The organism is Nonomuraea mangrovi (assembly GCF_042681425.1).
Taxonomy (GTDB): Bacteria; Actinomycetota; Actinomycetes; order Streptosporangiales; family Streptosporangiaceae; genus Nonomuraea; species Nonomuraea mangrovi.
Map to the genome: position 1 here is coordinate 187,988 of NZ_JBHUFV010000043.1, position 14,650 is coordinate 202,637.

13 protein-coding genes and 2 pseudogenes are annotated in these 14,650 nt (G+C 68.9%); 7 read left to right on the top strand and 8 right to left on the bottom strand.

The annotated features are described in order from the left end of the window. Nucleotides 1-17: 17 nt before the first annotated feature. Entirely contained in the window at nt 18-737 is a 720-nt protein-coding gene (locus ACFSKW_RS29000; RefSeq protein WP_379575633.1) for a hypothetical protein, read from the top strand. Nucleotides 738-744: 7 nt separating this feature from the next. Here ACFSKW_RS29000 and ACFSKW_RS29005 read toward each other — a convergent pair whose 3' ends face one another. The 3 genes and pseudogenes from ACFSKW_RS29005 to ACFSKW_RS29015 form a co-directional block, all read right to left on the bottom strand. Beyond that, nucleotides 745-3,459 (bottom strand): LuxR C-terminal-related transcriptional regulator, encoded by a 2,715-nt coding sequence (locus ACFSKW_RS29005; RefSeq protein ID WP_379575634.1) that lies wholly within the window; start codon nt 3,457-3,459, stop codon nt 745-747. Between the two features lie 286 nt (nt 3,460-3,745). Beyond that, nucleotides 3,746-3,814: pseudogene (locus tag ACFSKW_RS29010) on the bottom strand (helix-turn-helix domain-containing protein); the annotation flags it as partial. A gap of 245 nt (nt 3,815-4,059) precedes the next feature. Continuing rightward, complete coding sequence (locus ACFSKW_RS29015; protein WP_379575635.1) at nt 4,060-5,691, bottom strand: FAD-dependent monooxygenase; 1,632 nt, start codon at nt 5,689-5,691, stop codon at nt 4,060-4,062. Nucleotides 5,692-5,809: 118 nt separating this feature from the next. Between ACFSKW_RS29015 and ACFSKW_RS29020 the strand changes: the two genes are divergently transcribed. Beyond that, nucleotides 5,810-6,361, top strand: a complete 552-nt coding sequence (locus ACFSKW_RS29020) for a TetR/AcrR family transcriptional regulator (protein ID WP_379575636.1) — start codon at nt 5,810-5,812, stop codon at nt 6,359-6,361. Between the two features lie 535 nt (nt 6,362-6,896). On the opposite strand, the gene ACFSKW_RS29025 is transcribed toward ACFSKW_RS29020, so the two are convergent. The 3 genes from ACFSKW_RS29025 to ACFSKW_RS29035 are packed head-to-tail and all read right to left on the bottom strand — an operon-like array spanning nt 6,897 to nt 9,493. Continuing rightward, on the bottom strand, nt 6,897-7,628 hold the full coding sequence (locus ACFSKW_RS29025) for an SAM-dependent methyltransferase (RefSeq protein ID WP_379575637.1): 732 nt from the start codon (nt 7,626-7,628) through the stop codon (nt 6,897-6,899). An 11-nt stretch (nt 7,629-7,639) separates the two neighbouring features. Continuing rightward, entirely contained in the window at nt 7,640-8,239 is a 600-nt protein-coding gene (locus ACFSKW_RS29030) for a dihydrofolate reductase family protein (RefSeq protein WP_379575638.1), read from the bottom strand. Nucleotides 8,240-8,251: 12 nt separating this feature from the next. After that, a complete protein-coding gene (locus ACFSKW_RS29035) occupies nt 8,252-9,493 on the bottom strand; it encodes a glycosyltransferase (protein WP_379575639.1) in 1,242 nt (413 codons plus the stop codon). 307 nt (nt 9,494-9,800) lie between these two features. Here ACFSKW_RS29035 and ACFSKW_RS29040 point away from each other — a divergent pair, with 307 nt between their 5' ends. Next, the gene (locus tag ACFSKW_RS29040) at nt 9,801-10,124 is read left to right on the top strand and encodes a hypothetical protein (protein ID WP_379575640.1); all 324 of its coding nucleotides are present in this window, start codon (nt 9,801-9,803) and stop codon (nt 10,122-10,124) included. A 14-nt stretch (nt 10,125-10,138) separates the two neighbouring features. After that, nucleotides 10,139-10,741, top strand: coding sequence for a hypothetical protein (locus ACFSKW_RS29045; RefSeq protein ID WP_379575641.1), 603 nt, complete (start codon nt 10,139-10,141; stop codon nt 10,739-10,741). A gap of 194 nt (nt 10,742-10,935) precedes the next feature. Here ACFSKW_RS29045 and ACFSKW_RS29050 read toward each other — a convergent pair. Together ACFSKW_RS29050 and ACFSKW_RS29055 are read right to left on the bottom strand one after the other, a co-directional pair. Beyond that, nucleotides 10,936-11,169 (bottom strand): annotated as a pseudogene (locus ACFSKW_RS29050) (aldo/keto reductase); the annotation flags it as partial. A 347-nt stretch (nt 11,170-11,516) separates the two neighbouring features. Continuing rightward, complete coding sequence (locus ACFSKW_RS29055; protein ID WP_350808738.1) at nt 11,517-11,999, bottom strand: Lrp/AsnC family transcriptional regulator; 483 nt, start codon at nt 11,997-11,999, stop codon at nt 11,517-11,519. A gap of 34 nt (nt 12,000-12,033) precedes the next feature. Between ACFSKW_RS29055 and ACFSKW_RS29060 the strand changes: the two genes are divergently transcribed. From ACFSKW_RS29060 to ACFSKW_RS29070, 3 genes are read left to right on the top strand one after another with little or no spacing between them, the layout of a single operon-like run. After that, nucleotides 12,034-12,960 (top strand): EamA family transporter, encoded by a 927-nt coding sequence (locus ACFSKW_RS29060; protein WP_379575642.1) that lies wholly within the window; start codon nt 12,034-12,036, stop codon nt 12,958-12,960. Continuing rightward, nucleotides 12,948-13,928, top strand: a complete 981-nt coding sequence (locus tag ACFSKW_RS29065; protein ID WP_379575643.1) for an aldo/keto reductase — start codon at nt 12,948-12,950, stop codon at nt 13,926-13,928. Before ACFSKW_RS29060 ends, ACFSKW_RS29065 begins: the two co-directional genes overlap by 13 nt. A gap of 13 nt (nt 13,929-13,941) precedes the next feature. Continuing rightward, nucleotides 13,942-14,571: a group II intron maturase-specific domain-containing protein gene (locus ACFSKW_RS29070; RefSeq protein ID WP_379575644.1), complete on the top strand. Its 630-nt coding sequence runs from the start codon at nt 13,942-13,944 to the stop codon at nt 14,569-14,571. Nucleotides 14,572-14,650 lie beyond the last annotated feature (79 nt).

Consider the following 14,650-nt stretch of genomic DNA (forward strand, 5'->3'; position numbering starts at 1 on the left):
TGGCTAGCGTCGACGCCATGCAGCTGATCAACGACCAACTGGCCGTCAAGGCTCGCGTCCTGCCCAATACCGGCGATGGTTTCCTCATGCTGGCCGGCGAGGTCGGCACCTGGCGTGGCGGCTACTTCGCCTCTCCTCCCACGCAACTGCCTGCCCATCTGAAGGCCCTGGCCGCGGGCATCGAGGTGCGCGAGGCCAACGTGTTCCGCGCCGTCTTGCGCACGCCGGGGGAAGGCGACGAGTTGCTCGCCGCCAGAGGTATCCGGCCGGCGCGTTACGACGTCGTCGTGCTGATCCGCACCGAGTCCGTGGAGGCCGCGCTGGCGGTGCGCGAGAGCGCCGCCTACGAAAAGCTTGCCGACACCATGGCCACGGCGTCCCGCCGCACCCACCAGATCGTCGCCGGCAACGCCGGGCGCCTCGGCGATGTGGACCACAGCCTGGACCATTGCTTCCTGTTCAACTACTTCTACGCCGACGACCGCGAGACCCTACTGAAGGTGTGGGAATACACCGCCGGGTGGTTCCAGGCCAAGACCGCCCTGCCCAACTCCGCGCTGATGCAACCGCTGGAGGGCGAACCCGCCGGCTACGGACTCGTCAACCACGCGAGCTGGCCGAACTGGCGAACCTTCCTGCCCAGCCTGATCTTCCGGCCCACCTTCCGCAGCTTCGTGCTGGCCAACTTCAAGGCCAACGGCGTCGCCGCGCAGCCGATCATCTACCGCCGGGTGTGACCTACCCTCAGGTCAGTCCCGGGAGCCTGGTCAGCTCGGCGCGCGAGGAGACGCCCAGCTTGGGAAATGCCTTGTACAGGTGAGAGGCGACCGTGCGGGAGCTCAGGAACAGCTGCGCGCCGATCTCGCGGTTGGACGCGCCCGTGACGGCCAGCCGTATCACCTGGAGCTCCTGCGGGGTCAGCATGGCCAGTGGATCTCCGGCGCGGGTGCGGTCCGGCAGGGAGAGCCCTGTGGCGCGTAGCTCGGCGGCCGCGCGGGCAGACCATGGGGCAGCGCCGAGCCGGTCGAAGGCCTCCATGGCGGCCTGGAGGTGAGTGCGTGCCTCGGCGCGGCGCTTGTGGCGGCGCAGCCACTCCCCGTAGACCAGGCGGGTGCGTGCCTCGTCGAAGGGCTGCTCGCCCTTGGCGTGCAGGGCCAGCGCCCGCTCGTACAATCCTGCGGCCGCGCTTTCTGGAGCCAGCAGCGCATGGAGTCGATGCAGTACGGCAAGCGGCCTGGCCTGCCCTGTGGCCCGGGCCCACTCCGCGTACCGGCCCAGCGGTTCCGTCGCGCGCTGGGGATGTCCCGCCCGCGCGGCGGCCTCGACGTAGTCGGGCCAGGCGTACCGCCAGAGGAAGGCGTGGCGTGTGGGCCCCGTCGCTGCCTGCTCGATCCGCTCGAGCACCGCCTCGTAGCGCCCCGCTCCGAGGTCGAGCATCAACCGCGCGTACTCCACCCAGTAAGCTCCCGGCATCCACCTGCGGTGGCCGGCGTCGCGGATCGCCTGCTCGGTCATCGCCGCGCATTCCTCTTCCGCGCCGGCGACCGCGGACAGCCAGGCGTGCACGCCCGCCAGGTAGCTGCTCCACTGCGGCTGGCCGACGTCGGCGGCCAGGGCCAGACCCGCGGCCACGGTGGCTCGCGCCGACTGGTGGTGTCCGCTGATGAGCTGGGCGATGGAGAAGCTCGTCATTGCCTGGGGCATGCGTCCTAGTCGTCCCTCCGCCCGGCAGTCCTCGACGAGCCGGGCCGAGCCATCCAGCATGCCGTCGAGGTCGGCGCGGACGACGGCCTGATAGGTGAGAATGAAGCGCACCTCGAACGGTATGCGATCAGACAGATCCGGCATCGGGTAGGTGAGCGTGGTCACGGCATCCCCCTCGAGGATCAGCCGGAAGGCGTGGTTGAACGTGTGCACCACAGCGGCCAGCCCGTCGCCGTCCGGGCACAGTTCCTCGGTACGGCGGGCCAGCGCGACCCGGTCGGGGTGCGTTGCACTGGCCCAGGTGTAGAAGCCCGCCAGGCTCAGCAACGACAACTTGGCAGTCATGTCGCCGACCGCTTCGGCGCCCTCGTGGAGCAGGCGGACACCCTCCAGCGGCCGGCCCGCCTCGATCTCCAGCTTCGCTCTCACCTGGGCCAGCTCGGCCAGCACGGCCACGGCCGGCGTTGCCTCCTCCGCCAGCCGCCGCGCCCGGTCCACCAGCTCACGCGCGCGCTCCCACAGGCCCGCCTCGGCCGCGGCCGAGGCGGCGGCCGTCCACCGGCGTGCGGCCTCGGCGGGATCGGCCGACAGCTCGGCCGCCCGCGCATAGGCCGCCGACACCGCTGCCTGCCCGCCCCGCTGCCGGGCGCGCAGCGCCAGGCTCTCCAGTTTCCCGGCGATCTCTTCGTCGGGTTGCAGGGTGACGGCAGCCAGGTGCCAGGCTCGCCGGTCGTCGTCGACTGCCTCGGCCAGCGCCCGGTGCGCGGCCATCCGGGCGGCGATGTCGCAGGCCAGCAGCACTGCGGTACGCACCAGCGGATGGCGGAAGAGGACGCCCCCCAGGCCCACCCGCACCAGGCTGGCTCGCTCGGCTGCGGCGAAGTCGGCCAGCGAGGCTCCGAGCAGGCCGACGGCGCGTTCGAGCACGTCCAGCTCGTCGTGGTGATCGAGGGCCGCCACCAGCAAGCAGGAGCGGGTGGCGTCGGGCAGCGCCGCGATCCGATCGCGGAAACCGGTCAGCACCCTGTCCGTCACCGGCTGCGCCGTACCGAGGGAGAAGGACAGCGGGACCAGGGCGCCCTTGTGCTGCTCGGCGGTGAGCATGCGGGACAGCTCGACCAGCGCCAGCGGATTGCCCTGGGCCTCAGCGACGAGCCGGTCGCGGACGGCCGGCGGTAGGTCCGCCGCCTGCTCGGCGAGAAGCTTCTTGGCGGCCTCGGTGTCCAGCCCGCCCAGCCGCAGCTCGGGCAGCCCCCTCGAAGGGAAGGCCCCGTCGCCCTCCCGCGCGGCGAACAGGACGGCGACGGGCTCGGCATGCAGGCGGCGTGCGGCGAACAGCAGCGCGTCGGCCGACTCGCCGTCCAGCCACTGCGCGTCATCGACCAGGCACACCACCGGGCCCGCCACCGACAGCTCGACAAGGAGGCTCAGCGTCGCCAGTCCGACGAGGAAGCGGTCTCCCCGAGTGGAGCTGCCGAGGCCGAGCGCGCCGCGTAACGCCTCCGCCTGCTGCGGCGGCAGCGCCTCCACGTGATCGAGGACCGGACGGAGCAGCAGGTGCAAGGCGGCGAACGGGAGATCGGCCTCGGATTCGACACCGGTCACCCGCAGCACCCGCGCCCGCGCTTTCGCCGCGGTGTACTCCAAGAGTGCCGACTTGCCGATGCCCGCCTCACCGCGCACCACCAGAGCGCCACACCGGCCCTCCAGTATCCCGCCGATGACGGCCTGCTCTGTCTGACGCCCGTGCAGCATGGCACTCCAAGAACGTCTTGTCCCTGATGTGACCTGTGGGAACGTTATCGCTTGCCGAGGGTTGAGGACGATGCGGGGAACCGTCAATTTCCGCCCTTTCCGATCGTGAGGACCCTATGGAGGGGGTCGGTGACCACGGCGGGGTCGTCGATGCGCAGGGCGATGTAACCGTCGGGGCGGAGACGGCAGTGCCCTCTTGGATGCGCTGAGGAGTCCGACCGACATCGAAAGCCGCGGACGAGCCTGTCGGCAATTGATTTCAAAATCAAAATCAATGTCGCACAACCTAGGTTTTGAGGCAGCGGTAGACGGTGGCTCGTGAGACTTCGAGACGTTCGGCTATCTCCGCCACCGGACGCCCGGTCTACACCGACTCCGCCACACGCGAGCATGTCCTCACCGACCAGATCGCGTTCCTTCGCCGCTGCCTTCAGCTTCAGCAGAGCTGAAATCACCTCTCGGAAGCGCAGAACACCCTGGAGAGGCGGAGGGAGCGGACGTCGCTCCGGCTGCAGGTTCGCGATGCCGTACGCATGAGGGCAGCCCCAACCGCCGGGTGCCCTCACCCATGCCCGTCGGGCTACTTCGGCACTGCTCACCTTAGCGGCGCACCCTCTGGCGACGCCGCCCGGCGTTCTCAGACCGCGCTCGGTGTGGCCGCGCGGGTGGGGAAAGAGTCCGGTCGAGGTAGTCGGCCACGACCCGGGCGTCGTCGCTGCGCACGGCGATGTATCCGTCGGGGCGGATCAGGACCAGGGTGCCGGGCCGAGCCCGGTAGAGCCGGGGTGCCTCCTGGCCGATGAGGGCCTTCGGGCAGCCGGTCTGGCCGGAGTCGGCGACCTGCAGGACGCTGACGTGCGTGCCGTGGAGGGTGGCGAGGGGATGGGTGGTTTCCACGCCGAAGCCCAGGAGGGTCCAGTGCGGGCCGCGGGTGACGTCGAAGAGGCGGAGCGGGGCGCCGTCGGGGGTGGTGCCGCGGGCGTCGGGCGCACGGTCACCGGCCTTGGGGCCGCGGCGCGGGCCGCCGGCCACGGTCAGGGGTGAGTCGGGGTAGGCGATGTCGAGCTGGCTGGTCTTGGCCAACATGCGGCTGATGATGGCGGGCCGTTTGATGAGCGGGAAGAGCACGTGGTCGCGCAGGAACCGGCGTAAGCCCTTGAGCACGAAAACGGATTCGAAGCCGCGGGAGCTGTCGGCCAGGACCTTGGCCGCGACAGGGATGCGCTCGGCCCCGTAGCTGTCAAGGATCTCCTCGGACGCGCCGGCGAGGGCCGCGGCCAGCTTCCAGCCGAGGTTGTAGGCGTCCTGGATGCCGGTGTTCATGCCCTGGCCGCCCGCTGGGGAGTGCACGTGCGCGGCGTCACCGGCCAGGAAGACGCGACCGTACCGGTAGCGGCGGACCATCCGGGCGTTGAAGCGGTAGCGCGAGAGCCAGGTGGCGTCCGTCAGCGTCACCCCGGTATGGCCGGACCGCGAGCTGAACTGCTCCCGGAAGATCTCCAGGGTGGGCTCGGGAACGGAGCCGTCGGCGCCGGGCAGCACGCTGGCCTGGTACTGCCAGGCGCCGCCGGCGTTCGGCAGCGGCGCGACCGCCAGGTAGGAGCCGTCCTCGCCGAACCAGGCGGAGGAGGCGTCCGCGGCGAGGCCCTGGATCTTCACGTCGCCGACCAGGAAGAACTGGTCGTCGTGGGTGCGCCCGTCCATCGTCGCGTCGAGCAGGTGCCGGACGGTGCTATGCCCGCCGTCGCTGCCGACCAGGTAGCGGGCCCGCACGATCTGGCCGTTGGCCAGCGTGGCGGTGACGCCGTCCTCGTCCTGGGTGAAGGCGCTCAGTGCGGCGCCGTAGAGCACCTGTCCCCCGAGAGCGGTCAGCCGGTCGCGCAGGATCTGCTCCACCCGCCACTCCGGCAACATCACCAGGTCGGGATACGGCACGCCCGGCCGTGCTCCCGTGGCAGTGGCAGTGGCCAATTCCACGGCGAGCTCGTGTCCCTGGTAGACCCGCAGAGGCAAGCCGACGGTGCCGTTGGCCAGGATCTCATCGATCACGCCCAGATCGTCCAGCACCTCCAGACTGCGCGGCTGGAGCCCCTTCCCGCGCGATCCAATCGCGGGCGCCTGACCGGCATCGACCAGCAGGTGATCGATGCCCCGGCGGGCGAGGTCGACGGACAAAGTCAGACCGGTCGGGCCGGCGCCTGCTACCAGGACCTGAGTGGTGCCGGTTGTCATCGGCGTTCCCTTCACTCGACAACAGTCCACTACGGCGTAGTACTACATCGTCGTACTACGTTGTAGTACGACGATGTAGTAGAGTCAAGGCGTGCCGAGGGAAAGTGATCGACGCGAAATGCTGGCCGACACCGCGATGCGACTCATCGACGAGGTCGGCCTCGCGGGAGTGACCCACCGCGCCATCGACGCGGCCGCCGGCGTCCCGGTCGGCACCACCTCCAATTACTTCCGCACCCGGTCCGCCCTCTACGAGGCGATCGCCCACCGGATCCTGGACCAGCAGCTCGCCGCCCTGCAGGCCGCACCGACGACGCCACCCGACCGCAAGGACCTCGTCGACAGCCTCACCGCCGCCATTGACGATGGGACCGGCCCGGCACGCAACCGCTATCTGGCCCGGTTCGAGCTGTCCCTGGAGGCCGCCCGCAACCCTCGGCTGGCCGCTCTCATGCGCGAACTGCGCGCCGTGACCTTGCGCATCCGCACCGCCCAGATCCGCGCCGTCCACCCCGCCGCCACCGACGAGCAACTCGACGCCCTCGGCTCCCTGTTGACCGGAGTGACCTTCGACCGCATCACCGTCGGCGTCCCCGAGATGGACACCCGGGCCCTCGTCCAGGCCCTCATCGCAGGGTTTCTGCCGGCAGAGGGTAGGAGTGAACCGTAAGGCACCTCCGTGGACACGGCCGCCGCGAGATCCGCCGGCGCCGGGCAAGGTCGGTCTACACCGCCGGCAACGCGGGCCAGTCGTACCTGTCCCTGTTCGGCTACGCCCCGCTGCCCCCCGAAGTGATCGTCAGGGTACGCGCCCAGATCGCCGCCATGACATGGCTCCGCTCCTGACACGGCCTCCGTCGTCCGGATCGACGACTGCCAACCGCCGGGTGAGCAAGTCACGGCCCTGGTTCGGTTCAGCCGGATGGTTTCACTGCCCTGGCGGCCGGAGCTCCCACAGCCTAGGCGAAGCTCTACAAGGCTGACCGCGCAGACTGCCATCATCCTGGAAATCCGTACACCCAGGTCGGCCAGCTCGGCGCCGACCTGCTTGAGATGCTCTTCCGCGCTCATCGTCAGCGGCCTGGGCGGTCCACGAGCCTGTGGGGTTGGCGGTGACGGCGAGCAGGTGGGCCCGGCGGCTGCCATGTTCGAGCATGATCAGGGCAAGCTCCGCAGGCGTTTACCCCGACGCTGGATGGGTCTGGCTAATACGCCTGACGCAGCAGCAAGGTGACGAAGCCGAGCTTGCCGCGGTAGCCCTTGAGCCACATGTCACGGTGCTCCAGCGCGGCGGCGAGCGCGGTGTCGCCGTCGGGTCCCGGGTTGTCCACCGCCCATCGGATCAGCGAGCCGGTCCACGACCATTCGTACTCGTCCCACTCGCCCAACGAGCTGGTGTGCGCGTAGACGGTGCGATACCCGGGCTCCTCGGCCTGGGCGACAAGCCCGGCCAAGTCGGGGTATTGGCCGATCTCGGCCTCCAGCTCCGGCGATGGGGGCGTCTCCCAGAAGCCCTCACCCACCAGCACCAGCCCATCCGGCCGGGTCAGCTGCCTGATCGCCTGCAGGCTCGGCGTGAGTCCGTCGAAGGCGTGCGTGGAGCCGACGCAGAGCACGAGATCGTACGGCTCGGCAGCGCTGAAGTCCGCCGCTCCCATCTCGTGCAGCCGGATGCGCTCGCCCAGCCCGCGCGCCTCGGCGTGCTTGGCCGCGGCGGTCAGGGCGCTGGCGGAGATGTCCACACCGTCGGCGGTCGAGCCGGGAAACAGCTCCAGCGCCCGCAAGGTCCACATCGCCTCGCCGCAGCCGAGGTCGAGGATGCGGGCCCCCTGGCGGAGCTTGGTCCGCTGTAGCAGCTTGTCCAGGCTGGCGGCGCTTACCGGGGCGGCGATCGGGTGGTCGGAATGGGCGATGCTGCTGATCAGGGAGCGGTCCATCGGTTCCTCGTTCACGGCGTGGGCGTCCGGGTGTAGGTGAGGAACAGGACGCCGCTGGGCAGGGCGGTGCTGTCGGTCAGGGTGTGGTGGTGTGGACTGAAGGGCGTTTTGTCGCCGAAGAGCGGGATGCCCGCGCCGACGGTGACGGGGTTGACCTTGAGGATCAGCTCGTCGATCTCCGAGTGGAGCGCCCCGGCCAGTTCGCCGCCGCCAACTAGCCAGATCCCGAGGCCGTCCTGGGCCTTGAGTTCCCTGATCTTCGCCACGGGGTCGGTGGCGACGATGTCCACCGATGGGTCCGGGCTCGGGCCGAGGGTGCGGGAGAAGACGTAGTGCCGCAGGTGCGGGTAGGCGTTGGTGACACCCATGTCCAGGCCAAGCTGGTAGGAGCGGCGGCCTTCGACGACGGTGTCGAAGCGGGTGCCGGGCGCGGTGATACCGAGTGCCTGGCGCGCCATGACCGGCAGGGTCTCGGGGTAGTGCGCGATGATCTGCTCGACGTAGTCGGGGGTGGGGGTGAGGATCCCGCCCGGCCCGGACGGGTCGGCGCCTGTGGGGTCGGCGATGAAGCCGTCGAGGGTGGTGGCGACGTAGTAGGTGAGCTTTCGCATGGTCGTGCTCTCTTAAGCGTCAAGGGGTCGTTCGTGGCCGACCGCGTCGAACAGGAGCTTCGCGGCGACCATCGCACCGTCGGTGCGGATCGTGTCGGCCACAGCGGTCGCTCGCGCGCGGATCTCGGGGGTCAGGGCTGTTGTGAGTGCGGCTGAGAGCGACTGTGTGGTCGGGGTCGGGCCGTTGTGGGCTACGCCGATGCCCAGGTCTGCCACCCGGCTCGCAAAGTAGGTCTGGTCCACTGTCTGCTGGGGAACCACCACCTGCGGCACGCCCGCCCAGGTGGCCGTCGTGGTGGTGCCTGCCCCGCCATGGTGGACGACAGCAGCCACGCGGCTGAACAGGGCCTGGTGGTTGGCCTCGCCGACGGTGAAGCAGTCGTCCTGGTCATCGATCAGGGCCAGGTCGGCCCAGCCACGGGACAGGAGCGCGCGGTGGCCCTGCGCGCGGATCGCCTCGATGGCCGCCCTGGCCATGTCGTGCGAGCCCGTCGTGGGCATACTGCCGAAGCCCACGTAGACCGGTGGTGTGCCGGCGTCCAAGAACGCCTCCACCTCGGGCGGGAGCGGGCGTTCGTCCGGCAGGAACCATGCGCCGGTCTGCACAACGTCCAGGTCCGCCGGCTCCTGCCACGGGCCCAGGATCGGATCCGCAGCAAGCCACGGCCTGTCGGTGAAGGCGTAGTCGCGGACGTTGCCCACCGGTGGCAGGCCGATCGAGGCTCGGTGAGTGTTGACTATCTCGGCGAACAGCACGTTCGAGCTCTCCGCGTCCAGGTCCCACAGCGCCTGGTGGTCGGTCACCTCAGGCGGCAGCGGCCGAAACGGCCGCGGGGCCGGCGGATGGTGCGGCGAGGGCAGGGTGACCGCCTGGTAGCAGGCATACACGTAAGGGATGCCGAGCTTCTCAGCCACCGACCGTGCGGAGGCCACGGCCGGCAGCACACCGGTCGCCAACATCACGTCACATCCCTCGGCCGCCTCGGTAAGCGTGCCGAAATGCGCGGCGACCAGCTCGGCCACGATCTGCTGGAAACCCGCAGCCCCCGGCGGTCGCGCCTCGGTCGCCAGCGAGCGCACCGCCGGGCCGACTGGCACCATCTGCACGCCCACGCCAGCCAGCCGCTTCGCGAACTCCTCATCCGGCGGCGCGCACACCCGCACCTCCGCACCGAGCTCCCGCAGCCGCACCGCGAGGCCCACTATGGGTTCGACGCCCCCACGCGAGTCGTACGTCGCCAACAACACCCGCATTTCGCGGCTCCCCCAAGTCCATCCCACACCACGCCATAAATGACCCATTTTGTGGCAGAATCATCACGTATGTGATGTTCTGCCCGTGGGAGATCTTGGCGTAGTCCTCGCCGAGCCGCAACTCACACGCGCCCGATCGTCCGCCGGTCACCGTGGCCCATCTCGCCGGTAGATGTGCCGATTTCCGAGACGATCCATTGTCGGCCTGCGGTCCGTGTGGGTGTGTTGCTCCCGTGCTGTGGGGTGGGAGCGGAGGGGACACGCCCGACGTCTCACCCCGCGAAGTGCCGTAGCCGGGAGGGTAGCCATGGCCGTCGATCGTGAACGCCGCGCTGCCACGGTCACGCGGCTGATCGCGCTGCGCACTGCGGGAACCCTGACAACCGAGCACGTCCGCCTGGCCGCCCGGGGCCTGAAGGTCACCGAGCGCACGATCTGGCGCTGGCTCGATGAGCAGAGCAGAACTCCGCCGCAGCAGGCCAGGACCGGACAGCCCGGCTGCCGCGCCTACGCGCTCACCCCGATTGACCGGGAGGCCTTCGTCTACCTCCGCGGCAACGTCGCGGCCGTGCATCGCGCCCGCGCCGCAGTGGCAGACGGCACGATCACCGGGGAATCACCGGGGACCTGAGCACCATCACCGGCGTGGCGGTGCCCGACTTCCTGCGGCAGGGCTGGACGGGGGCCACGCCGCTGGCTCTCCGCACGCTGCAGGAGGCCTTCGCCCGCCAGCTCACCCCGGCCGAACGGGCCGCCTGGATCCGTGGCGAGGAAGGCCGCAGGCAGGCCTCGGTGTATCTGACGCGGCCCCGCTCGCTGCGCAACCACACCTGGGAAGCCGACCACAAGCAGCTGCCGATCGTGGTGCTGCCGCCGCGCGGTCCGGCGCTCAAACCGTGGCTGACCACGGTGGTCGACGACGGCACTCGCGCCCTGCTCGGGTGGACGCTCGCCGTGACCCCGCACACCGGCACGGTGCTGACCGCCTTCCACATGGCGTTGGTCTACGACGTTGAGCGCCGATCGACGACCGCTTCGCCGCCCGCGCCAGCGCTCAGGACGACAGCGACCCACACAACAGGTCAAGCCGATACGGATCGAACACTTCGCCGCCAGGTTCGCGATCTGGGCGCGCTGGTACAACACCGAACGTCCCCACCGAATGCTGAGCGGCCGCACCCCGCTGCAGGCCTGGGAGGCCGACCTCGGCGGGCTGGTCGAGCAGGGTGTAGCGGCCGGCGAGCATGACCAGGTCGACGTCGGTTTCGCGGACGGCACGGGCGAGCGGCTGCCACCGGTTCATACCGACGCCGACACCCTTGACGACTCCCTGCCCACGCAGCTCCAGCAGGGCGGGCACAGCCTCCTCGACTGCCTGTTGCCAGTGGTGGGGGGTCGTGTACGCGTGCGATGTCGATCGAGGAGAGGCCGAGGCGGTCAAGGTTGTCCTCCAGCGAGCGGCGCACCCCGTCGGCGGAGAAGTCGCACACCCGCCGGTGGTCTGCGGGAACGTCGAAACCCTGGTCGTCACGGCCGCCGCCCTCGGCAGGGCCCAGCAACCTGCCCACCTTGGTGGAGAGCGTGAACGACTCGCGGGGTCTCCTCGCCAGGAAGGCGCCGAGCCGTCGTTCCGACAGCCCGAGGCCGTAGTGCGGCGCGGTATCGAACAGCCGGATGCCCGCCTGTGGCGGGCTACAGGAGTCGGCGCCTTGTGCTGAAAGACTGGGGCACCGAGGAAGAGGTTACGTCCCGGTGTGAGCTACAGATCTTGTAAGGCGGGTTGCGCCACACCCACGTAAGGCATCCCATCATCCTGGCCACCAGCGCCAGCAACCCCAATTAGGCCCTGAGCTGGGAAATCAGCTTCCCGCTTCCAGCAGGTCTGTATCGAACCAGGGATGCGCACGAGGCAGTCACGCCGGTGACCTTGCCCGGCTGAGCGTGGCCCGGTCGTACCCCTGGAGCTGACCCACCTTTCGGCACCGGGAGAGCGCGCCGAAAGCCCGTAAGACGGGCCCGAGTCTCACTCCAGGGGCAGAGGGCGACGTGGCACGGGCGCAGTATGGATGAGAGATGTGGTCGTGTGCCCGTACGGGGTGAACAGGTCGAGGATCGGTTCGAGCTCGTCGACCGCCCGCAGGTGCATCGTGAAGTAGAAGCAGTCGTCGCCGGTCATTCTGTAGCATTCGACTATCTGGGGAACTTCCTGGGCGATCTTGGAGATGCGTTGGAGTTCCCGGATCGCCGGGCGGATTCGAACCATCACTGTGACCGGAAAGCCCAGGGCCCGCGGGTCGACCTCAGCGCGATAGCCGGTGATCACTCCGGTCTCCTCCAGCCGCTGCACCCTGTCCGCCACCGCGGGGGCCGACAAGGCGACCCGGCGGCCCAGCTCAGCGAAGCTCACTCTGGCGTCGACCTGCAACTCGGCGAGGATACGAAGGTCGAGGGCGTCGATTCCCTTTGGTTCGTATGTCCGCTCGGGTCTGATCTTTCGATTCGCCATTCTCCTAAATTACGGCCTGGCCAACGATGGGGTCATGCCGACAACCGGCCCTCGCGCCGTCCTCTCCGCGGTGCCTCCGTGGACCTACTTCATCGGGAGCGCCGTCTTCCACTACCTCGGCCCGGCTTTCGCCGTGCTCCTGTTCACCAGGCTCGCCCCGCTCGGGATCGCGGCGCTGAGGATCTGGAGCGCCGCACTTGTTTTCGCGCTCTGGCGTCGCCCCTGGCGGACTCTCGTCCGGCTCGATGCCGAGGGTCGTCGTACGATCATCGCCTGGGGCGCGGTGCTGGCGGCGATGAACGTGTGTTTCTACCTGGCGATCGCCCGCGTACCCCTGGGAACCGTCGCCGCGATCGAGTTTCTGCCGGTCATCGTGCTGGCCGCGCTCGGTGCCCGTACGGCACGTAACCTCATGGCACTCGTGGCAGCCGTCGGCGGTGTCTACGTGCTGACCGGCATCCGGCTGGCCGGGGAGCCGCTGGGGTTGGTGTTCGCCTTCGCCAACGCGGTGCTGTTCGCTGCCTACATCGTGCTGGCCCACCGTACGGCTCGGCGTCTGGGCGGCGTCAGCGGCATCGACGGTCTGGCCGCCGCCATGCTCGTCGCCTGTGTGTTCGTCGCGCCGGTGGCGGTTGGGCAGGCCGCTCCTGCGGTGATCGACCCGATCACGCTCGCCGCCGGGATCGGGGTGGGGATCTGTTCGTCGGTGATCCCGTACGTGTGCGACCAACTCGCTATGGCACGCATGGCTCGCTCCACGTACGCGCTGCTGGTGGCGTTGCTTCCGGCCACGGCAACGATGATCGGCATCGTGGTGCTCAGGCAACTCCCCTCACTCGCCGAGCTCGCCGGAGTCGGGCTCGTGGTGCTCTCAGTCGCGCTCCATCGGGAACTTCGGCCTCCTCCAACTGCGGTGAAGACCACGCTCTCACAAGAAGGTAAGACGAAATGCGATACATGAAGCTGGGCTCATCGGGACTGCAGGTCTCCCGGATCTGCCTGGGCATGATGACGTACGGCGATCCAGGTTCCTGGGAGTGGCTGCTGCGCGAGGACGCGGCCATGCCTATCGTACGGCGCGCGGTCGAGGCCGGTGTGACATTCTTCGACACCGCCGACATGTACTCCAACGGCGCGAGCGAGGAGATCACCGGGCGGCTGCTCAGCAAGCTCTTCGCGCGCCGCGACGACTACGTTCTCGCCACGAAGGTCTACTTCCCGACGGGGCCGGGTCCGAACGACCGAGGACTGTCCCGCAAACACGTGCTGGCCGCCATCGACGCCTCGCTCACCAGGCTTGGAACCGACTACGTCGATCTGTACCAAATCCACCGCTGGGACTATGAGACGCCGATCGAGGAGACCCTGGAGGCCCTACACGACGTGGTGCGGGCCGGCAAGGCACGCTACATCGGGGCCTCCAGCATGTACGCCTGGCAGTTCGCCAAAGCGCAGCACACTGCTCAGACGGCAGGCTGGACCAGGTTCGTGTCGATGCAGAACCACTACAACCTTGTGTACCGGGAGGAGGAGCGAGAGATGATCCCGCTCTGCCTGGATCAGGGGGTGGGGGTCATCCCGTGGAGCCCGCTAGCGCGCGGACTGCTCACCGGGAGCCGCCGACGCGACGGTCAGCGGCGTACGGTCCGGTCCGGCAGCGACCGCCTGGCCGACAGCATGTACGAGGACGCAGATTTCGACGTCGTCGACGAGGTGCGTGCGGTCGCTGGCGAACGGGGCCTGCCTCCGGCGCAGTTCGCGCTCGCGTGGCTACTCGGAAGGCCTGGTGTAAGCGCCCCGATCGTCGGGGCAAGCAAGGTGGGTCATCTGGACGACGCGATCGCGGCGGTGGATGTGTCCCTGAGCGAAGAGGAGACGGCCCGACTGGAGGCCCCCTACCGGCCACACCAGATCATCGGCCACTCTTGAACGGGGCGATGGTGTGACTCAGTCTCCGGCGGATGGTTGTTCGGCACAGCAGACTCCTTCTTCCGGGAACCAGGGTTCCCCAGAGATCAGACGTCCACCAAACCGGGTCAACTCCAGAAGTTCTTGCCCGGATCGGCCTGCGTCTGTCAGCGGACAAGACTCGCGTGGTCCACATCGACGACGGGTTCGACTTTCTTGGCCAAACATCCGCCGCCAGCGGAAACGGGGCACGAACGAGCTCGTCGTCTACACGAGGCCGTCCAGGAAAGCCGTCCAGGCGATCAAGGATCGGATCTCGGAACGGACCTACAGGCACACCCTGAACCAGAGTCTGGGCACGCTTTTGAGGAGACTGAGCCAGAAGCTGGCCGGGTGGGCGAACTACTTCCGCCACGGCGTGTCCAAGAAGACCTTCGATGCGATCGACCACCATGCGTGGCAGCGGATCGCTCGATGGCTCCTTCGCAAACACCGGATTCCTCGCAGTCACTTGCGGAGATTCTGCGACCAGGGCTGGAGATTCGCTGAAGGATCGGTAGCCTTCCGCGGCGCATCCGGTGTCGCTATCGTCCGCTACCGATATCGCGGAGCGGCCATTCCCAATCCGTGGACGTGGACCATCGAACCGGCAGCTTCAAGCTGATCACCGGGCAAGACACGTAGAGAGCCGGATGCGGTGAGAATCGCACGTCTGGTTCGGGACGGCGGCTCGAGGAAACGGA